This window comes from Bordetella genomosp. 4 (assembly GCF_002261185.1).
Lineage (GTDB): Bacteria > Pseudomonadota > Gammaproteobacteria > Burkholderiales > Burkholderiaceae_B > Bordetella_A.
Genome location: NZ_NEVQ01000017.1, coordinates 59,593 through 79,530, shown reverse-complemented (window position 1 = coordinate 79,530; position 19,938 = coordinate 59,593). Strand labels below are relative to the sequence as shown.

Sequence of the window (19,938 nt, the reverse complement as noted above, 5' to 3'; positions counted from 1 at the left end):
TGAGCTAGTACACGTCGCGCCGGTACCGGTTCTCGTGGCGTAGCGCGGCTAGTCCATCTGCCCCTAGGATATGCGTTAAGGCTTCGTCCACACCTTGAGCCATGCCCTGCAGGCTGCCGCAGACGTAGATGTCGGAGCTCGCCGCTATCCAGTCGCGCACTGTGTTGCTGGCCTCCAGCAAGCGGTGTTGTACGTAGCGGCGTTCCGCAGTGTCGCGAGAGAATACGGTATCCAGGCGTTCGAGCTTTCCGCCGGCTAGCCAGCCTTCGATTTCTTCGCGGTGATACCAATCATGCGCGGCGTTGCGTTCGCCAAATATCAACCAGTTGCGATGATGGCCGGCGGCGATGCGGGCTTTGAGGAGCGCGCGCAAACCGGCCAGACCTGTGCCATTGCCAATCAATATCAATGGGCGGTCATCGGCAGGCAGATGAAAATTACTGTTGGTGCGCAAGCGCAGATCAATGGTGTCGCCGGGCTGGGCGATATGCGTCAACCAGCCACTGCCCAGGCCCAGCCGGCCATCATGGTGGCGCATTTGCCGCACGAGTAGATGTACCGCGCCGTCCGCGGGAATCGACGATATGGAATATTCGCGATGCGGATGCAAGGCGCCGTCGCGTGCGTCGCGAGGGCCTATCTCTGCAATGTCGCCGGCCTGCCATGACGCATCGATGTCGTCGGGGGGAGTGAGGATCAGATGAAAGCAGGGCGCGCCTTGGCTATCCGGGTTGAGCAGCGTGCGTTGTGCGAGCCTCCACGGACGATAGTTGGGCGGCTCCCAATCCGGCAGGTCACTGCAGCCGGTCAGTAGTCCCAGGTGGTGTTGCCAGTGCCGCAAAGCGGCGGGGTCTGCCTTGTCGGCTTCGACACGATCAAAGAGCGGAGTGGCGCCGTTATCGCGCAGCCAGGTGTCGAGCCTGCGGCCAAAACCGCAATAGTGATGGTATTCGCTGTCGCCGAGCGCAAGAACGGCATACTGCAGGCCGTTGAGCATGGCGGCGCCCGGATCGTTCCGGGTCATGAGCGTATCCGCAAAAGCCGCTGCGCTGTCGGGGGCGTCGCCTTCGCCATAAGTGCTGGCCACGATCAGGATGCGGGGATGCGCGCGCAAAAGTGCCAGATCGAGTTGGCCCAGGGCAGCGACACGTGCCGACAGTCCGCCCTGGCGCAGTGCCTCGGCGGTTTGATGCGCGAGTGCTTCGGCTTGCCCTGTCTGGCTGGCGTGAGCGACGAGGATGGTTTGATCGGTGGCGGGTGCATGCAGTTCGTGTGCGGCCTGGGCCTGTTGTTCGGTACGGCGGCGGGCCTGGCGCCAGGACCAGAAGCAGAGCAACAACCACGCGAGGAGGATGCAGCACGAATAAAGCAGGCGGTGTGTGGGAGGCGCAAGCATGGGGCAGGGCGGTGATAGGCAGGCGAGCGATGCGCAGGTTATCGTGTGGCCATCGTGGCAAACGCATCGCTGGCCGCCAGTCGCAGCTCGTGTCCATTACGCAGAATGAACAGTGCCGCCAGACGATGACGTTGTGCATAGGCCATGCCATCGCGTTCGCCCAGTACGGTCAATGCGGTTGCCAAGGCATCGGCATGCATACAGTCTGCATGGATGACTGTGACGGACGCGACGCCGTTAGAGACGGGCTGCCCCGTGCGAGGGTCTACGGTATGCGCATAACGGCCCGTGGCGCTATCGCGATAGCGTCGATAGTCACCCGAGGTCGCAATGCTGAGATCGGATAAGACGAGATTCAAGGCGTGGTCGTCGCTGCCGTCGGGGACCTCGATGGCGACTCGCCAAGGTCGCCCGTCCGGCCGTTGGCCTCGCGCACGCAATTCGCCACCGACCTCCATCAGATAGTCCGTGACGCCGAGCGCGTTCAGCGCCTGTGCGGCAAGGTCGACGCCGTAGCCCTTGGCGATGGCAGAGAGATCCAGGTACGCGCCGCCAGGCTGCCAGGCGCACAGGCCGTCTCTATCGAGTCGCACGCGTTGCCAGCCGCAGCGTTGCCGCAGGGCTGAAATGGTGTCGGTGCTGGGCGGCTCGCTGGCATACGGCGGTGGGCCGAATCCCCAGGCATTGACGAGGGGCCCAATGGTGGGATCGTAGGCTCCATCTGTGTCGGCGGCCAATTGCAACGCGTGCTGGAGCACGTGGAGGCAGTCGTGCGGCAGCGGCTGCCATCCCGGGTCCGCGCGGTTGTAGCGCGACAGGTCTGAGGCGCTGTCCCAGGTGCTCATTTGCGCGACGATTTTGTCCAGCGCCTGCTGGATGGCGGCACGTACAGCGTCAACGGTGAGATGCTGCGGCAGTGCCAGCCGCGCTGACCATGTGGTGCCCATGGTCGCCCCCGCGAGTGCAACGGGGGCGGGCGTGGTGGGGGCTGTATGATTCGCGTGCTGTTCGCCGCTGGTCGTGCGATCCATCGTTTGGCAATCGGCGGATACGGTACCAGGCCCGCGGGGCACATTCACGTTATAGGTCGCGTGATCACTGACAGGTGTGCCCGCCGGTTTATCGGGAATACTCACGCGATAAACCGTGCGCTGACCGGCAGCCACTGCGCCCGGTCCGCTGGGCGCATAGGAGGGTTTGCCGGTCATTTTTGACACCGTTGCGTGACGCCGTTATTGCGCCAGGACTTCCAGCGTCGCGACATAAGACAGGCGGCGCTTGGTGGCCTTGGCGACCGTGGTCTTGCCGTCTTCGGTGCGCGCTTCGACCCAGTACAGGCCGGGTTGCGCCCATTTGATCTGGAACTTGCCGTCTTTATCGGTCTTGAGTGCGATTTCTCCGACCTTGTCGCGGTAGCGGCTGCCGCCGGGGACGATGTTGACTTCCAGGTCTGCTGCCGGTTTGCCGTCCACCGTCAGCTGGAACGTGGCGGTTTCGTCGGCGTACAAGTCATTCGGGTGCGTGACGGGCACGAGCTCCAGGCCTTTGCCCGATGGGGTGATGGCGCTGGGCTTGCCGGCGGTGGCAAAAGTCTCGACGCGTCCCACGCTTTCCGCGATTTCCAGGTCTTGTGCCTGCGCGGGAACAGCGGCGTCCAGGCCATCGGCTTTGCCGAAATAACGCTTGGGCTTGCCATCCTCTTTCCAGCGGGCAAAGACGCCATCATTGACCACGGCGATACGATAGGTGCCGGCCTCGCTCAGTTGCAGATCAAAGGTGCTGCGCAGTTTGCCGCGGTTGGCATTTTCGGGGGAGACGGTTTTGCCATCAGGCGCAACGATCACCAGGTTATCCAGGCGTAGCGGGGCGTGGTTGAAATAAAACTTGTCGTTGCCGACGGCAGCGTCGACGGTGATCCAGTTCCCAGTGCCCGACAATACTGTGGAGGAAGGCACCATCCAGGTGTCGTGAGCATGAACGATGGCAGGCAGGCTGAGGGCCAATGCGGCGGCGAATCGAATAGCGGTTTTCATCCGTTGTTGCTCCGGGAGGCTCCGACATATGTGTCGGGGCGGATATGGGCGCAGCCATCAGGCTGCAGGTTTGTTCTGATTTGAATTGCCCTCGGTTTGACAGCACGTATAGGTGCATCGGTGTCGAAGGCAGTAGTCATGTGCATGGGGACGGCTTTCGGACAGTGACGGCCTCAGGGCTTCAGGCTGACGGCTATGGTGCCTAGCTCATGTTCGCCTTTGGCGGTCAGCTGCTCGGCCTTGCTCGGCGGCCAGTCGAACGGGATGCGCACGAGTTCGCGCCCACCGACTTCGCGCGCGGCCTCGACGACAACGGCATAGTGGCCGGGCTTGAGTTCGGCCAATGGCTTCTTGGAGCCGGCAAACGAGAGTTCGTGTTTACCGGCAGGCCGCGTTGCGCCGCTGACGCCATCGACCGGGAACTGCTGGTCTCGGCCGCTACGGCGCCACCATTGGCGGATGTCTTTCAGCCATTCGGCGCCTTCGTTGTTTTTCATGGCCACGTCGTACCACACCGCCAGGTCGCCCACGGCATTCTGATTGGCGGTTTCGAGCCAGATGGCGACGTAGGGGCGGTGATATTCGGCGACATCCAATCGCGGAATCTCAATGTTCAGGCCCAGATCGGCGGCCTGGGCCGTTCGGGCGATCAGGCCGGCCAGCAGGGCCGATAACAGCAGCTTGCGCATAAAGTCTCCAGACCTTGCGGTCTTCAATGGATGAAAAGCAGTGCCAACACCACAGGAATCACGACACCCAAGCCCACCATCGGCCAGGTCGCGGCGCGCTGGCCGGCGTGCAGTTGCAGCAGGACCAGCCCCGTGATCGAGAACACCAGACAGGCAATCGCGAAAATATCGAGGAACCAGCTCCAGGCCGTACCGGTGTGACGCCCTTTGTGCAGGTCGTTCAGATAGGCGATCCAGCCCCGGTCGGTTTGTTCGTACTCGACGGCGCCATCGTTCAAGTCAATGGACAGCCAGGCATCGCCGCCCGGGCGGGGCAGCGAAATGTAGAGTTCGTCTGGAGACCATTCCGGAGAGCTGCCGGCGACTTGTGCGTGGACTTCGCTGTCGAGCCACTGCACGATCGGGGCGGGGACGGACGCACGTTTATCCGAGGTGTCGACGGCCTTCAGCTCGGCCAGCAGCGCGGCGGGCAGTTGTGCGTCGTGTGTGGTGACCGCGGGGGTGACGCTGATCGACGAGGCGTTATTGAGCGTCAATCCCGTGATCGCGAACAACAACATGCCCAAGAGGCATAATGCGGAACTGATCCAATGCCATTGGTGTAGTGTTTTGAGCCAGTAGGCTCGTCGGCGAGAGGCGGGTTGACTGTCCATGACCAATATTGCGCTAAGGCTGCGGATTCTAGCACTTAAATGAGAATGGGTCTCAAATATACAAATGCAATCGCTGATTCCACTTAACGTTCTGGCCGTGTCGGTCGGAGCCGCTTTCGGGGCGTGCGCGCGTTGGTTGCTGGGGGTGTGGCTGAATACTTCCTCCGGTTGGCCGTGGGGCACCTTGCTCGTCAATCTGATTGGGGGTTATTTGATTGGCGTGGCCTTGGCGGTATTGCTCGCACACCCGGAGTGGCCACAATGGGTGCGCTTGGCGGCTGTGACAGGATTCTTGGGTGGACTGACCACGTTCTCGACGTTTTCAGCGGAAACGGTGGCGATGCTGGAGCGCGGGGCTTTTGGCGCAGCGTTGGGTTATGCGGCCGTGAGCCTGATCGGTTCGCTCGCGTTGACGGCGCTGGGATTGGCCAGCGCTCATGCGGTGCTGCGCTGAGATAAATGAGGGGCGTTGCGCGCCTGCCAATAACGGCTAGCACAGAGCACCTAGGGCGCTGACTAGTCTCAGGAGCCAGCCAGGTGCGCGAATTCGAGTTGCGTTTGGGTTTGCGTGCGCGGAAGTTTCCGCGCCGGTTTGGTGAGCATCAGCATTCGATAGATCATCGTGCCAGCAGAACCTGTGCCGCCTTGAGTCCACTGCGCACCGCTCCTTCCAGCACGCCCGGATAGCCTGTGTCAGTCCAGTCACCGGCCAGCGCCAGGGTTGGCCAAGGCGTCGTGTTGAGGGGGCGTTTCAGCCCTGGCACGGCGGCAAAGGTGGCACGCTTTTCAATGAATAGCTCGGCCGCCTCGATGGCGGGCATGCGGGCCAGTCGCGAGGGATGGCGCGCGGCCTGTTCGGCCACCTGTGCGGTCAGGTTTGCAATGATGGCGTCGCGATCATCGTCGGCCAGGTCGCGGGCCGCGCTGGTCACGATCGCCAGCTCTGCGCCGGGGCTGCTGCGGGTCAGGCGCGAGCGATCAAATATCCATTGGCCGAAATGGCCGCGGGTTTTGTCCTCGCGCAATTGCATCATGGGTTCCGGCAACGGCCAGGGCGATGCCAGTCTCAGATTCAATGTGGCGATCGGCATGTAGTCGAACGCTTGCAAGGCCTTGAGCAGAGCGGGCGTGTTGGCGTCTATCAGGGCATCTTCGAGCAGGCGCGCGGCGACCGAGGGGGGAACGGCGAGCACCGCCGTATCGAAGCGTTCCCGGTTGACATCGACGCCGTGCGCCGAGGGGATCAAATGCCGAACGGTCGCGCCGTAACGCATGGTGGCGTGCAGAGCGACGGCATCCGGCCACAGCGCCGACAGGTCCACACAGGGCAACAGCAGGTCGCTGTTGTGGCGATCGCCGTTCAGGCTATCTTGCAAAATACGGGCGTACAGGGTGGCACTGGCTTCATCCAGCGGCGTGTTCAGCGCCGCCAGACAAAGGGGTTCCCACACGCATCGGATCAGCGGCTCGGGCTGCTGGAAATGCGCCATCAACTGGGCCACCGTCCAGTCCCGTGGCGGGTGCCACGCCATTTTCTTCAAACCGTATATCAAGCGTACGGCGGCCAAACGGCTATTCCAGGACAGGCCTCGGGCCGTGAGCAGGGCGACTGCCGCATGTAGAGGCGCGGGCAGCGCCGGCGCCGACAGGCGGAACTGTCCGTCCAGGCTGCTTAGCCGCAGTGACCGACGCATGAGCAGCGCGTCGGGGTTGCGGCCCAGCCGGCGCATCAGGGCCAAGGTCTGATCATAGGCGCCCAGCAGAATATGCTGGCCATTGTCCAGATGGCCGCCGAACTCCGGATGCACCACGCGCCGTGCGCGTCCGCCGGGAGTCCGGCCCGCCTCGAATACGGTAACTTGCGCGCCGGCGTCGCGCAGTGCGGCACAGGCGGCGAGCCCGGCCCATCCGGCGCCGATGACGGCGGCCTTCATCGAGCTGCCAGGCGACGCACCAGGCCGCGGCCGCCGCTGACCCAGGTTTTCCAGGCCAGCCAGAGTTTGCGCAAGGGCGTCAGCGAAATCCGCTGATGCAGCACTTGCCAGTTGTCGCGTTCAATCTCGTCCAGGAGCGCATGGTAGATCGCCGCCATCATCAGGCCAGGACGCTGCGCGCGGCGATCCGCTTCGGGCAGGCTCTGCATGGCTTCTTTGTAGAGCTGGCGCGCGCGATCGGCCTGGAATGCCATCAGCGCAGAGAAGCGGTCGGAATACGTACCGTTCAGAATGTCGGCGGCCTTGACTTCGAACTGCTGCAATTCGTTGATAGGCAAGTAGATGCGGCCGCGCCGTGCGTCGTCGCCGACGTCACGGATGATATTGGTGAGCTGGAACGCCAGCCCCAATTTGCTGGCGTATTCCATGGTGCGCGGATCGCTATAGCCGAATACCCCGGCGGACAATTCGCCCACGACGCCGGCGGCGTGCCAGCAGTATTTGCGTAGGCCAGGCCAATCCAGGTAGCGGGTCTGGTCGAGGTCCATTTCCATGCCGTTGATCACGGCCAGCATGCGCTCGCGTGCAATACCGCAGGGTTCCAGGTGAGGTTGCAGCGCCCGCATCACCGGGTGCTCGGCCTGTCCTGCGAACAATTGATCGACCTGCGTTCTCCACCAGGTGAGCTTGATGCGCGCAACGGACGGATCCGTGCATTCGTCGACCACGTCGTCCACCTCGCGGCAGAACGCATACAGCGCCGTGATGGCGCGGCGGCGTTCCGGGGGCAGGAACAGGAACGAATAGTAAAAGCTCGAACCGCTTTTGGCGGCTTTTTCCTGGCAGTATTCGTCAGGCGTCATAAATTTGGTAGGTATCCCATCGGTTTTTCAGCATGTCTCGCGTCGCTCTAACGACTGCGCCACAGCATGACAGCCCAGTCTTTCACGCCCAATTCGGGCCGATTCATGAAGACGTCATAGCCGCAGAGCTCGATTCGCTCGAGAATGCGCAGGCCTCCTTGCACGACCAGACGCAGTTCCAGGCCGATACGGCCGGGCAGGCGTCGAGCCAGCGGAGCGCCAGAGTGTAGCAGTGCCCGGGTGCGCGCCACCTGGAAAGCCATCAGTGTCCGCCAGGCGGGCGTCAGCCGGCAGGCCGCGATGTCCTCGTCGGTGACGTGATGACGCAGCAGATCCTCGCGAGGCAGGTAGCAGCGTTGCTTGCGCCAGTCTACCCGTACATCTTGCCAGAAATTGACCAGTTGCAGTCCGGTGCAAATGGCGTCGGCCTGCTCCATATTGTCGGGCGTGGCGGCGTTATATAAGTGCAGCATCAGCCGTCCGACCGGGTTGGCCGAGCGTGAGCAATAATCGAGCAGGGTGGCGTAGTCCTCGTATTGCTTGACGGTGACGTCCTGTTCAAAAGCCGACAGCAGATCGAAAAACGGCGTGATCGGCAGTTGATGCCGGGCGATAGTCTGTGCCAGCGGCGTGAAAATAGGGGCGAGTGCTGGCGACGGAGCGGGCATGCTGCCCGGTTCGGCGCCGATGCGATGCAGTTCGGCGCGAAAGGCCGCCAGGTCGGCCAGGCGCTGTGCATCGCTGGCGTTGCCCTCGTCGGCAATGTCATCGGCCGCGCGTGCGTACCGATAGATATCGGTGACCGGGCCGCGCAGTCGGCGCGGCAGCAGCAGCGAGGCAACGGGAAAGTTTTCGTAGTGGTCGACAGCCATACTTCTAGCAGTCAGCCATGTCGCGGCTGAGGGGGGTGTTCGGAGATAAGGGCATTTTAGTAGCGTATTTTTTTGCCGCCGAGCCGCCTCAAGGCAAAAAGCGCCCCCTCGGGGGGCAGCAAGCCGAAGGCGCGGCGTGGGGGTACTTTTTTGCCGCCGAGCCGCCTCAAGGCAAAAAGCGCCCCCTCGGGGGGCAGCAAGCCGAAGGCGCGGCGTGGGGGTACCTTTCAGGGCTGTGTGTCGCGGGATACCTGTCGGTAACAGCTGCGACACATTGGTAATAGTAAGTCGGACTTGTCTGATCCGTAGCACCGTAGATCAGTTAGACTAAGCGCCACAGGAAATTACAGATGCCACGCCCTATACACGCCACCATTTCCGTTTCCGCTCTCAGCCATAACCTGGATGTCGTGCGCCGTCGTCTTGACCAGGCCGCGCAGGCTGTGGCGGGCCGCGCGCCCTCGATCTGGGCGGTGATCAAGGCCAACGCCTATGGTCACGGCATAGATGCGGCGTTGGCCGGATTTTCTGCCGCGCAAGGCCTGGCCATGCTGGATCTGGCCGAGGCGGTGCGCTGTCGCGAGGCTGGATGGGGTGGCCCGATTTTGCTGCTTGAGGGTTTTTTTCAGCCCGCCGATCTCGAACTGGTCGATCGTTATCACCTGACTACGACCGTGCATACGCGCGAGCAGCTCGACATGCTGGCTCAGGCGCGGCTGTCGCGACGAGTCGATATCATGCTCAAGCTCAACAGCGGGATGAACCGCCTGGGCTTTGCGCCTGATGCATATAGCAGCGCTTATACGCGGGCGAAGCAGTTACGCGAGCAAGGCGTGCTGGGCAGCATCGGCAAAATGATGCATTTCGCGTGCGCGGATGGTCCGCAGGGCGTTGCGGGCCCTTTGCAGGTTTTCGAATCCGTGACTCAGGGGCTGGGCAGTGGCCCGATCAGTGTATGCAATTCTGCGGCAACGTTGCGGTATCCCGAGATTGCGGTGACGCGTGGAGACGAAGCCCATTGGGTCCGTCCCGGTATTTGCCTGTACGGCGCGTCTCCGTTTGAGGATCAAAGCGCAGAGGCGCTTGGCCTGCTGCCTGCGATGTCGCTGCGGTCTGAGATCATCGGGATACAGGATTTGTCCGTGGGCGACGAGATCGGATACGGTGCGACCTTCCGCGCGGATCGGCCCATGCGTATCGGTGTCGTCGCGTGCGGCTATGCCGATGGCTATCCCCGGCATGCCGGTACGGGCACGCCTATCGTCGTTGGCGGGGCGCGTACGCGTCTCGTCGGGCGCGTATCGATGGATATGCTGGCGGTCGATCTGACCAGCGTTCCGGCTGTCGGTGTCGGCACACCGGTGTCGCTGTGGGGCCAGGATGGTCCCTCGGTCGATGAGGTTGCCCAGGCGGCCGGCACCATCGGGTACGAATTATTGTGTGCGTTGGCGCCGCGCGTGCCGGTCAAACGCACTTCTTGATCACTGTTTAGCGAGGCTTCCCATGAAAGATAAATGCGTGCTGGTCACCGGCGCCACGAAAGGTATTGGCTGGGCGTTGACTCAACGGCTGGCTGATCAGGGATGTCACGTCGTGGGGATCGCGCGGAACACGGATCACATTGATTTTCCGGGCTATCTCTACGCCTGTGATCTCGCTGACGCTGGTCGTACCGAGGAGGTTCTGCGCGAGATTCGCGAGAAATTTCCCGTCGATGCGATCGTCAATAACGTCGGCGTCGTGCGACCCCAGTCTTTGGGCGAGATCGATCTGGCGTCGCTGTACAGCGTGATGGATTTGAATGTGCGCGTGGCCGTGCAGGTTACGCAAACCTTTGTCGAGTCGATGAAGGTGCGCCGCACGGGGCGTATCGTCAATGTGACGAGCCGGGCCATTCATGGCTCGTTGGATCGCACCAGCTATTCGGCCGCCAAGAGCGCGTTGATCGGCTGCACCCGTACCTGGGCGCTGGAGCTGGCCGAGTACGGCGTGACGGTCAATGCCGTGGCGCCGGGGCCGATCGAGACGGAGCTGTTCCGTCTGGCTCAACCCGCGGGCAGTGAAGGCGAGCGGCGCGCCTTGGCATCCATTCCGATGAAACGGCTGGGCACGCCTTCCGAGGTGGCCGCAGCGATCGCATTTCTGCTGTCGGATGACGCGGGGTTCATCACCGGTCAGGTCCTCGGTGTGGACGGCGGCGGCAGTCTGGCAGGGCGTTGACGCAGCTAGGGCTGTTTAGGCAACAGCCGCTGCAAATCGGCCGGTAACGTCACATCAGGGATATCGCGCTGCAGGTCTTGCAAGGCCTGCAGCGCTTTTTCACGTTGCCCTCGTTGCAGCAGCGCTCTGATATGCGCGATGCGCGTATCGGCGTCGTTCTGCACCGGAGCAATCTCGGCTGCGGCGGATTGATCTGCTGACGGTGCAGGCGCAGGGGCTGCGGCCATCGGTGCAGATTTCTGTTTCGGCGCTGCCGCCTCAGAGCTTGTAGGTGCTTGGCGTCCTAGTTGATTTGTGAACGCTGCGGAGTCGCGAGGGTGTGGGAGAGCTTGCGGGACCGGCGCTGGCGCGGCGCGCTGCATGGTTTCCGGCGGGGCTGCCAACCTGTTATCGACCGGAGGAGGCGCCTCGGATAGATGGGCCATATCTGGACGATTCAGGTCTGTCAAAAAAAACAAACCCGTGGCCAGCACTACTGTCGCGGCGACGCCCCAGCCAGGATGCCAACGGCGGCGCGGCCGTTGTACGTTGCGGTCGGCCGCATCGGCGCGGGCCGCCACCTGCCGCACGGCTGCGTCCAGTTTTTCGCTGGGCTCCGTGCGCGGCAGCGAGCGGTAGAGTGCGCGCAGATCCTGGTCGTCGTCTTCGTCGTGTGGGGGCAGGGGGTGTGACGTCATGCGTCTAACTCCTCGCGAATACGCTGCGTGGCATAACGTAAACGCGATTTCACCGTCTCGCGTGGTGCGCCGGTCACGTCGGCGATTTCATCCAGGCTGAGATCATGTTCCAGTCGCAGCAGTATGGCATGGCGCTGCTCGTCGGGCAGGCGCTCGATTGCCAGTTGCAGTCTCCGTCGCATCTGAAAGTCAGACAATTGACGCTCCGGTTGTTCGTGCTCGTTGGCGGCCAGTGTCGCCAGCGCGGCTTCGGTTTCCTCCGGGCTGGCATGCATGGGCTGGCGGCGATGCGTATCGACGGCCAGATTGTGGGCGATCTGCAGCAGCCACGTCGTGAATTTGGCCTGGGGTTGCCAGCGCGCCCGGGCGTCTACCACGCGGCTCCAGGTTTCCTGAAACAGATCATCGGCCGTGTGCGGGTTGCGGGTGCTGCGCAGCAAATAACGATACAGGCCCGCGCGATGGCGAGCATACAAGGCCTCGAATGCCGACAAGTCGCCGGCGCCGTAGGCCTGCATCAAGGTTTCGTCATCGGCGCCCGAGGTGTCCATGGCGGGCGAGTTTATCCGTTTGGCGGCTCGCGGCCAACTTGGGACGCGAGGCAAGTCCGGTTGCAGGCAACATGCGGGATTTATCGGCATGGCCGATGCTCCGGTTTGGCGGCAGGTTCGACTGCCGTTGCGACGGCAGGTCCGAATGCGGGCCGCCTGCCGCCACGCAGGCTGTCGGATGGCGAAGCCATCGTGTTTCTCACGGCGCCGCCGGCGTACCCAGGCCCGACGCCAGCTCGACCAGCGCCGCCAATTCGGCATTCAAGCCGTACGGATCGTCGCCGCGCGCGCTGCGTGCGAGTGCGGCGATTTGCGCCGGGGTATAGCCGTCCAGATACTTGCCGCCTCGCAACCACTGGGCAAAGGCCGCCGCCGCCGCGGCCCGCCGCATGCCTTCCGAGCCGAAGGCATTTGCACCACTCGGGGATTCTGTCGAAGGCGCGCTGGCGACCTTGATGTCATCACGTTTGACCGCCTGTTCGATCAGCTTGCTGTCCGAAGCGCCCGGCAATTTGTAGCGCACTCGCACAAAAGCCAACTCTTGACTCGAGTCCGACGGCGGCGTGGAATTGCCGTAGCGCAAGGGGTCCAGCCTGGCGCCTTCTGCGCCAACCGGAGTGATTTCGTATAGCGCCGTCACGTTCGCGCCTGCCCCGATATCGCCGGCATCGACACGATCGTTATTGAAGTCCTCCCGTGCCAACGCGCGTTTCTCATAGCCGATCAACCGGTATTCGGCCACCACGGCGGGATTGAATTCCACCTGGATTTTGACGTCCTGGGCGATCGTCAGCAGCGTGGACGATAACTCTGTCGCCAAGATCTTGCGAGCCTCGCGCAGGCTGTCCAGGTAGTGATAGCTGCCGTTGCCGGCGTCGGCCAGTTGCACGGCCAGCGCATCATTGAAATTGCCGCCGCCCACGCCCAACGTCGTCAAGGCGATTCCGCTTTGGCGCTGACGTGAGATTTTTTCTTTCAGTGTTTCCAGATCGACTGCGCCGACATTGAAGTCCCCATCGCTGGCCAGCAGAATCCGATTGACGCCGCCTTTGACAAAGCCCTTTGCCGCCTGGGCATAGGCCAGGTCCAGGCCCTCTCCGCCATTCGTCGATCCGGACGCTTGCAGTCCGTCGATGGCAGCTCGTATACGCGCCTTTTGATCGCCGGGCGTCGAGTCCAGCGTCATCGAGGCCTGGCCGGCATAGGTGACAATCGCCACGCGATCCTGAGGCCGCAGTTCTGCCACGAGTTGTTTGAGCGCTCCCTTCAATAGCGGCAGTTTGTCACGGGAACTCATCGAACCAGACGTATCGATCAGGAACACCAGGTTGGACGCAGGGATGTCCGCCGGAGCCACTTGGTAACCCTGGACGCCGATTTTCAATAGCTGACGCTTCGGGTTCCATGGCGCCGCGGCGACTTCGGTGGCGATGTTGAACGGCGTGTCTTTGCTGGTCGGCGCTGCATACCCATAGTCAAAATAATTGATGAACTCTTCTGCTCGCACCGCAGCGGCTGGCGGCAATTGCCCGCTGTTCAACAAGCGCCGGACATTCGTATAAGCTCCCGTATCGACATCCACGCCGAACGTGGAAACCGGCTGTTCCTGTGCCGCAATGACAGGGTTGTCCTGGTAGCGGGCATAGTTTTCACGGTCCTCGATCTGCTGAGGATAAGGGTCATGCGCGGTGAGAAATGCCGGTTCGGCAGTGCGCGATTCCACATAGGCTGTGGCGGCCAATTCGTTTTGAACCGCTGGAGCCGGAGCAGGGCGAGCCTGCCGTGTTCCCTCTGTATGGCGGGACAGCGTGGCGTCGCTTGCGGCTTGCTGCGTCTTTGCCTGCGCGGTGGACGAATTTGCGCTGGAGGAAGCCGGCTTATTCGTGGCAGACACACTCCCTTCATCCGTCGTAGGCGAGCACGCAGCCAGCAATGCCGCCATCAGGGCCGTGCAGATAAAGCGCGTCGGTGTGTTATGCAGGGTCATGGTTTCGATCCTTGTGTTGTTTGATGAGCGCTCCCAGGGATGGGCTGTGTGCGGCCCGGCGTTTCCTTGGCGAGTACTACGGTTAAACGCAGCCGCCATGAGAACGGGGTTAAAACGCCGCCGCGACTTTGCAAACAAACGTATCTGTGTCGAAATAGCGTCTCCTGCCTGCTAGGCCTGTGCCGTTGCCGAGTAAACTTGCGACATGGCCAAGTCTCGAACCGTATTTGTCTGTGCCGAATGTGGCGGCACCAGTCCCAAATGGCAGGGCAAATGCCCGCATTGCGCTGCCTGGAACACCCTCGAAGAAACCATCGAGTCCTCGGGGCCCGCGGCGGCCGCACATCGCTATGCGCCGCTTGCCTCATCCAGCCCCGTGCGCAGCCTAGCCGATATCGAGCCTCGCGAAACCCCGCGCCAGCCCACCGGGCTGGACGAGTTCGATCGTGTCTTGGGCGGTGGTCTGGTTGCCGGTGCGGTCGTCCTGATCGGCGGTGATCCGGGCATTGGTAAATCGACCTTGCTGTTGCAGGCACTGGCCGCCATGTCGGCCAGCACGCGGGTGCTATATGTCACAGGCGAAGAGTCGGCGGAGCAAGTCGCATTGCGCGCGCGCCGCCTCGGGCTGCAAACCGGCAACGTCAGCCTGTTGGCGGAAATCCGTCTCGAATCGATCCAGGCAGCCGTCTCCGAACAGCAGCCTACCGTGGCCGTCATCGATTCGATCCAGACCTTATACAGTGGTGAATTGACTGCCGCGCCAGGTTCGGTTTCCCAGGTCCGCGAATGCGCAGCCCAATTGACCCGCTTGGCCAAGCAGACCGGCATCGCTATCGTGATGATCGGCCACGTCACCAAAGACGGCGCCTTGGCCGGACCTCGAGTGTTGGAACACATTGTTGATACCGTGCTGTACTTCGAGGGGGACACCCACTCGTCGTTCCGTTTGGTGCGGGCGTTCAAAAACCGTTTTGGTGCGGTCAACGAGCTAGGCGTGTTTGCCATGACTGATCGCGGCCTGCGAGGCGTGGCCAATCCTTCCGCGTTGTTCTTATCCCAGCACGAACAACAAGTGTCGGGCTCTTGTGTGATGGCCACGCAAGAGGGCACGCGCCCCTTGCTGGTCGAGATCCAGGCCCTGGTCGACAGCTCGCACGCACCCAATCCTCGGCGTCTGACAGTGGGCCTGGAGGGCAATCGTCTGGCAATGTTGCTGGCAGTGCTGCACCGTCATGCTGGCGTATCGACATTCGATCAGGATGTCTTTGTCAATGCGGTGGGCGGCGTGCGCATTACCGAACCGGCGGCTGACTTGCCCGTATTGCTGGCCATCATGTCATCGCTGCGTGACCGGCCTCTGCCTCGTGGCTTGATCGCCTTTGGCGAGGTTGGCTTGGCAGGTGAGATCCGTCCCGCACCGCGCGGACAGGAGCGTTTGCGCGAAGCGGCCAAGCTGGGGTTCAGCATCGCCTTGATCCCCAAAGCCAATGCGCCGCGCCAGCCTGTCGAGGGATTGGAAATCTGGGCGGTCGATCGCCTGGATGCCGCGTTGGACAAGCTGCGTTAAGCCATGAGTCTTTGGGTAATAGGCGTTTGCCTGATCTGCGGCGCATTGATCGGCTTTCTGGGCGGTGTCTTGGGGATAGGTGGCGGCCTCATCGCTATCCCGGCGCTGGTCTTGCTGATGGACATGTCTCAGCAATTGGCTCAGGGGACGGCCTTGATCATGGTGTTGCCCACGATCGTCATGGCCGTGCGCAAATACAACCAGAAGGCGCGTATCGATCGCCGAGTCGCCGGGGCGGGGGCCATAGGTGCGGTGCTGTTCACCTGGGTCGGTGCACAACTCGCCTTGGGAATCTCATCTAGTACGCTGCGGATCAGTTTCGCAGTCTTCTTATTCTTTGTCGCCGCGTTCTACGTGTACCGAATCGTGAAGCCGCCGCGCGCGGCGGTAGTGAAAAACGAGGTGCCAGGGCGCTCTGCGCCGGAACTGACGCCAGGACGTTCCGCCGCTCTAGGGGTTGTGTGCGGAACCTTGGGAGGTTTTTTCGGGGTAGGGGGCGCCGTGTTGGCCGTACCTATCCTGACCGCCGTCTTCCGTTTGCCGCAGACCTCCGCGCAGGCCTTGGCGCTGACGATGATTATCCCCGGTTCCACGATTGCGCTGGTGACGTACAGCTGGGCAGGGCAAGCAAACTGGTGGATTGGTTTGCCCTTGGCGGCAGGCAGCTTGTTGTTCGTGCCGGTCGGCGTGCGCATCGCTTATCGATTGCCCGAGCGCAAACTGCGTGCGTGCTTTGCCGCCATGTTGTTCGCGACGGTGGCGCTGTTGATTTTTGAGGCATGACGCCGTGTCACGCATTATTTCCGCAGTTATGACCATTCGTGAGCGGGCGCAAAATTTGCGAAAGACGGCGAACTAATTCCGCCCCGGGTTCCTCCAACGTACACGAGCTATTGGCTCGGTTTTGCTTAGGAGTACCTTTATGACAACGCCCACTCGTATCGCCACTTTTCTGTTCCAGTCGGCACTGTGCCTGGGACTGGTGGCCGGCCCGGCTTTCGCCGGCCAGAAAGACGTCAAGACGCAGAGTGATGCTCGCACACTGACGCGAGACAGAGGAACGGCTGAACACGTATCCTCGGCGCAGCCTGCTGCAAAGGCATCCGCGTCGCACACGGCAAAGACCGGTTCACACGCCGCTCATAACAAGTCATCGCACTCCGTGGCCGCCAAGGAAACGGCAACCAAGACCGAGGCATCAAAGACAGGCGCCGCGAAGACGGTGCCGTCGTCGACGAAGGCACATGCCAGCGCACACCAAGCCTCCGGCGGTAAATCGACGACCCACAGCAACAGCATGTAGACCACGGATTCGCCCGCTGGCTCCGGCTAGTTTCCTCGAAGGAATCAGGCCGCTCCCGGCTCGGGAATCACCCGAAAACTGCGCGCGACTTTCCAATACCACGCGTGCAACAAGGCTGCCGACAGCGCCAAGCCCATCATGGCCATCAGCCACATGGTGCCGGCGCCCGTCGGCGAACCGGGCAGTATCAGGGTGCGCAACCAGTCCAGGCCACCGCGTCCCGGCCCAAATCCCAGCCACCATCCTCCTAGCAGCCCCACGCCCGCCAGCGCGACGACCTGCAACAAGAGCGGCACGACCGCGACTTTGTAGGCGCGCAACACATACGAGTTGATGCATTGCATCGAGTCGCATAGATGGAATAGCGGAATGATCGTCAATAGTGTGCTGGCGACAGCCGCCACCTGCGGGTCATCCGTATACGCCGCCAAAATCAATGGCCGTCCCACCAACAGCACCGTGGCGGTCAGCAGTGCACCCAGCAATCCCAGCGCCATACCGGCGAGACTGTTGCGCTGCGCCTGACTCAGGTCCCCGGCCCCAATCGATTGCGCGGTCAGCGCAGCCGTCGCAACCCCCAGCGCCATGGGCATCATGTAGCATAGGGCGGCCAGGTTTGACATGATCTGGTGGCCGCCGCTGACGTACGTCCCTTCGCGCGCAACAAGCAGCGCCATGAACGTAAAGGCCGACACCTCGACGAGATACGATCCGCCCATCGGCAGTCCCAGGCGCAAAAGTTCTTTCTGCGCGGGCCAGGCGGGGCGTCCCAATGTCAGTGCAAAGCGGGCAAAGTAGCGGTCGTGGGTGATCACCCACAAGCCGACACCCAGGCTCAACCAGGAGGTGAGCGCCGTCGCCATGCCGGCGCCCGTCGCACCCATCGCGGGCAGTCCCAGGTTGCCGTAGATCAGGATCCAGTTCAGCAGCGCCTTGACCCCAACGGCAGACAGATTGATCACCATGACGATCTTGGGGCGCGATACCGCAGTCCCCAAGGCATAAATCGTACGAAACACCAGTGCAGCGGGTAGCGCAAGCGCCAAAGCGCGCAAATACCCGGCCACGCGTTCGCGCACCTCGGGCGCGACATTCCCCGATAGGGAAAGCCAGACATCCGGAAACATCATCAGCACGGCGCCAACAAAGGCCAGCCCCAACGCCAGCCAGACGCCTTGGCCCCAGCTGCGCCCGACCTCGTGATAGCGTCCTGCTCCAAAGTGCTGGGCCTGGATCGGAATCAGCGCATGCACCACGCCCATCAATCCCACGAACACCGTGATGTAGACCGAGATCGACAGCGACATCGCCGCCAGGTCTGCCGCGCTGGCGTGTCCCGTCATGGCCGTGTCCAGCACGCCAAACGCAATCCCCGCCCATTGGCTGATCAGGACCGGCCAGGCCTGTCGGACAATGCGCAGCATGGAGGCGCCAAACCCTCCGGTGATCGGGACAACGGCAGTCATTGCGAATGATTCACGCGCAGCAGGCGGAAAACCTCGTGGCGATCTGCGCGGCGGCCGCCGCGCCAGAGCTCCGTCGCGCCGTCGCTATAGGCGGCATTGCCGTCACGCAGGCGTTCACGCGTTGTTTGTTGCAGAACGAGCGGACATTTCGAGTCATAGCTCAGCGTCAGATTGTCGAAGATCAGCAGCGACGCTCGCTGGCCGCTACCCACGCTGAGTCCGCGTACGCATTCACCCGGTTTGCGATGCTGCGCCAAGGCGGCATTCAATTCAGCTGACATGTCGCGGTAGCTGCGCGCATAGTCCACCGCCGGTTGCCACAACAGCACCAGCAGGATCCAGGTCGCCGTCAGCCCGCTGGCCGACAGAACGGTACCGCGCCACAGGGCAGATGGATGCGAACGCAGGCGCCATACGACCAAGGCGGCCCAGGCCAGTGTGATCACCAGAGCGATGGCGAACGCCACCCATGAAATCGACGGCTCGTATCCGGTGGTTTGCCGTGCGATATTGCGGGAAATCTGGGCAGGCCAACCGAAATGCAATGCCACCCATCCCAGCCAGGCCGTGGCGAGGGTGAGCGAAAAACACATCACTGCAAACCAATCGAGGGTATTGACCACGCCGCGGCGCAAGGTGGGCAGCGAGAACGCGCCCAGCACCGCGCAGGGCACGGCCAGCATGATGAATTCTGCGTCAGTGGGTTCCTCTAGGAATACCAGTTCCAGCGCAGCAAATGCCGCGAGCCCCAGTGCGAACCAGATGTGTGGCGCATAAAGCCATTCGCGCCAGCGCCATACCGCCAGCAGTGCCAGCGGCCACGTCGGCCATAGATACCAAGGCAGATCGCGCACGGTCCGGCCGAAATCCGACAGACTGGGCCAGCTAAAGGAAGACAGATTCCAGGTTTTCCAGTTGCTGATCCAATATTCACTGCCCTGTGACGCAGGGATCCACCAAGCCAGCATCAGGACTGCGGTGACACCGATGGCTAACGGCAGCCATCGGCGTCGCGCCCAGAGAGCGCCGCGAGGATGAAAGGCCACCAGCGCGGCCAACATAATCGGTAGCGCGCCGACCCAGCCCCGGGTCAGAAACGCCGCCGCCAGAGCTACGCCCAGCGTGATGGCCCCCGAAGTAGGGCGATCCAGCGTCCGGGCCAAGCCGTAAAAGGCCAGTGCCTGCCATGCCATGATCGCAGGGACCACCGAGGTCTCGTGCGTGCGTTGCAGAATTCCGACGGTTGCCAGCAACAGCAGCAATGCCGCGTCGGCGAGCATGCGGCCGTAGTCGCGAGACGAGGGCTCGCCGCCAAAAGGCAGCGCCAAAGGCTGCGCCTCTGCGCGGCGTCCAACCAGATAGGTCCCGTACCAGACGCTGCCTGTCGTGATGGCAAACCATAGCAAATTGGGCAGTCTGCCGGCGGTGATGTCGCCCAGCCAAGGGCCGAACAACTGCATGCATATCGCGCCGGCCCAAGTGATGAGTGGGCCTTCTTCTGCGTAAGCCAGTTGGCCGACTTGCGGCCAGAGCCAGGTCGTGCCGCCCTCGCGCAGGGCCGTGATCATGGTGGCCAAGCCAACCGCATCGTCCGTTTTCCAGGGGTCGCGCATGAACAAGCCGGCCAGAATATAAGCCAGCGAGAGTCCCAACAGCACTAACCGAGGTAATTTGGCGGTGGCCGAGGCAGTGAGTCGGGCAGGAGTCGAACGCGTTATCGGAGACAC

General features: G+C 62.5%; 19 protein-coding genes. 6 read left to right on the top strand and 13 right to left on the bottom strand.

The features are described from left to right. Positions 1-4: 4 nt before the first annotated feature. The 5 genes from CAL20_RS17650 to CAL20_RS17630 all read right to left on the bottom strand — a co-directional run bounded on the left by CAL20_RS17650 (position 5) and on the right by CAL20_RS17630 (position 4,831). A complete protein-coding gene (locus tag CAL20_RS17650; RefSeq protein WP_094838524.1) occupies positions 5-1,396 on the bottom strand; it encodes a sulfite reductase subunit alpha in 1,392 nt (463 codons plus the stop codon). 38 nt (positions 1,397-1,434) lie between these two features. After that, positions 1,435-2,427, bottom strand: coding sequence for an FAD:protein FMN transferase (locus CAL20_RS17645; protein WP_094838606.1), 993 nt, complete (start codon positions 2,425-2,427; stop codon positions 1,435-1,437). A 201-nt stretch (positions 2,428-2,628) separates the two neighbouring features. Further along, the gene (locus CAL20_RS17640) at positions 2,629-3,429 is read right to left on the bottom strand and encodes a DUF4198 domain-containing protein (protein WP_094822207.1); all 801 of its coding nucleotides are present in this window, start codon (positions 3,427-3,429) and stop codon (positions 2,629-2,631) included. A gap of 173 nt (positions 3,430-3,602) precedes the next feature. Beyond that, positions 3,603-4,118: a DUF2271 domain-containing protein gene (locus CAL20_RS17635; protein WP_094838523.1), complete on the bottom strand. Its 516-nt coding sequence runs from the start codon at positions 4,116-4,118 to the stop codon at positions 3,603-3,605. 23 nt (positions 4,119-4,141) lie between these two features. Then, the gene (locus tag CAL20_RS17630; RefSeq protein ID WP_373558310.1) at positions 4,142-4,831 is read right to left on the bottom strand and encodes a PepSY-associated TM helix domain-containing protein; all 690 of its coding nucleotides are present in this window, start codon (positions 4,829-4,831) and stop codon (positions 4,142-4,144) included. 4 nt (positions 4,832-4,835) lie between these two features. On the opposite strand from CAL20_RS17630, the gene crcB reads away from it, so the two are divergent. Then, positions 4,836-5,225 carry a fluoride efflux transporter CrcB gene (crcB, locus tag CAL20_RS17625; RefSeq protein ID WP_094838521.1) on the top strand — a complete coding sequence of 130 codons (390 nt, stop codon included), beginning with the start codon at positions 4,836-4,838 and terminating at the stop codon, positions 5,223-5,225. A 163-nt stretch (positions 5,226-5,388) separates the two neighbouring features. On the opposite strand, the gene hpnE is transcribed toward crcB, so the two are convergent. From hpnE to hpnC, 3 genes are read right to left on the bottom strand one after another with little or no spacing between them, the layout of a single operon-like run. Next, positions 5,389-6,705: a hydroxysqualene dehydroxylase HpnE gene (gene hpnE / locus CAL20_RS17620; protein ID WP_094838520.1), complete on the bottom strand. Its 1,317-nt coding sequence runs from the start codon at positions 6,703-6,705 to the stop codon at positions 5,389-5,391. After that, complete coding sequence (gene hpnD, locus CAL20_RS17615; RefSeq protein ID WP_094838519.1) at positions 6,702-7,568, bottom strand: presqualene diphosphate synthase HpnD; 867 nt, start codon at positions 7,566-7,568, stop codon at positions 6,702-6,704. The genes hpnE and hpnD overlap by 4 nt, the downstream gene beginning before the upstream one ends. Positions 7,569-7,615: 47 nt before the next feature. Further along, on the bottom strand, positions 7,616-8,440 hold the full coding sequence (hpnC, locus tag CAL20_RS17610; protein WP_094822201.1) for a squalene synthase HpnC: 825 nt from the start codon (positions 8,438-8,440) through the stop codon (positions 7,616-7,618). A 350-nt stretch (positions 8,441-8,790) separates the two neighbouring features. Here hpnC and alr point away from each other — a divergent pair, with 350 nt between their 5' ends. Both alr and CAL20_RS17595 read left to right on the top strand, forming a co-directional pair. Continuing rightward, on the top strand, positions 8,791-9,921 hold the full coding sequence (gene alr / locus CAL20_RS17600; RefSeq protein ID WP_094822200.1) for an alanine racemase: 1,131 nt from the start codon (positions 8,791-8,793) through the stop codon (positions 9,919-9,921). 22 nt (positions 9,922-9,943) lie between these two features. Then, positions 9,944-10,660 carry an SDR family oxidoreductase gene (locus CAL20_RS17595; protein ID WP_094822199.1) on the top strand — a complete coding sequence of 239 codons (717 nt, stop codon included), beginning with the start codon at positions 9,944-9,946 and terminating at the stop codon, positions 10,658-10,660. Between the two features lie 5 nt (positions 10,661-10,665). On the opposite strand, the gene CAL20_RS17590 is transcribed toward CAL20_RS17595, so the two are convergent. The 3 genes from CAL20_RS17590 to CAL20_RS17580 all read right to left on the bottom strand — a co-directional run bounded on the left by CAL20_RS17590 (position 10,666) and on the right by CAL20_RS17580 (position 13,875). After that, complete coding sequence (locus CAL20_RS17590) at positions 10,666-11,337, bottom strand: hypothetical protein (protein ID WP_094838517.1); 672 nt, start codon at positions 11,335-11,337, stop codon at positions 10,666-10,668. After that, positions 11,334-11,888, bottom strand: a complete 555-nt coding sequence (locus CAL20_RS17585; protein ID WP_094822197.1) for an RNA polymerase sigma factor — start codon at positions 11,886-11,888, stop codon at positions 11,334-11,336. The genes CAL20_RS17590 and CAL20_RS17585 overlap by 4 nt, the downstream gene beginning before the upstream one ends. A gap of 199 nt (positions 11,889-12,087) precedes the next feature. After that, entirely contained in the window at positions 12,088-13,875 is a 1,788-nt protein-coding gene (locus tag CAL20_RS17580; RefSeq protein WP_094838516.1) for a vWA domain-containing protein, read from the bottom strand. Between the two features lie 205 nt (positions 13,876-14,080). Between CAL20_RS17580 and radA the strand changes: the two genes are divergently transcribed. From radA to CAL20_RS17565, 3 genes are all read left to right on the top strand, one after another. Beyond that, positions 14,081-15,442, top strand: a complete 1,362-nt coding sequence (radA, locus tag CAL20_RS17575; RefSeq protein WP_094822195.1) for a DNA repair protein RadA — start codon at positions 14,081-14,083, stop codon at positions 15,440-15,442. A gap of 3 nt (positions 15,443-15,445) precedes the next feature. Next, a complete protein-coding gene (locus CAL20_RS17570) occupies positions 15,446-16,225 on the top strand; it encodes a sulfite exporter TauE/SafE family protein (protein ID WP_094822194.1) in 780 nt (259 codons plus the stop codon). A gap of 139 nt (positions 16,226-16,364) precedes the next feature. Beyond that, positions 16,365-16,745, top strand: a complete 381-nt coding sequence (locus tag CAL20_RS17565) for a hypothetical protein (RefSeq protein WP_094822193.1) — start codon at positions 16,365-16,367, stop codon at positions 16,743-16,745. A gap of 44 nt (positions 16,746-16,789) precedes the next feature. Here CAL20_RS17565 and CAL20_RS17560 read toward each other — a convergent pair whose 3' ends face one another. Next, positions 16,790-18,211 (bottom strand): MATE family efflux transporter, encoded by a 1,422-nt coding sequence (locus CAL20_RS17560; protein WP_094838515.1) that lies wholly within the window; start codon positions 18,209-18,211, stop codon positions 16,790-16,792. After that, entirely contained in the window at positions 18,208-19,938 is a 1,731-nt protein-coding gene (locus tag CAL20_RS17555) for an ArnT family glycosyltransferase (RefSeq protein WP_094822191.1), read from the bottom strand. Before CAL20_RS17555 ends, CAL20_RS17560 begins: the two co-directional genes overlap by 4 nt.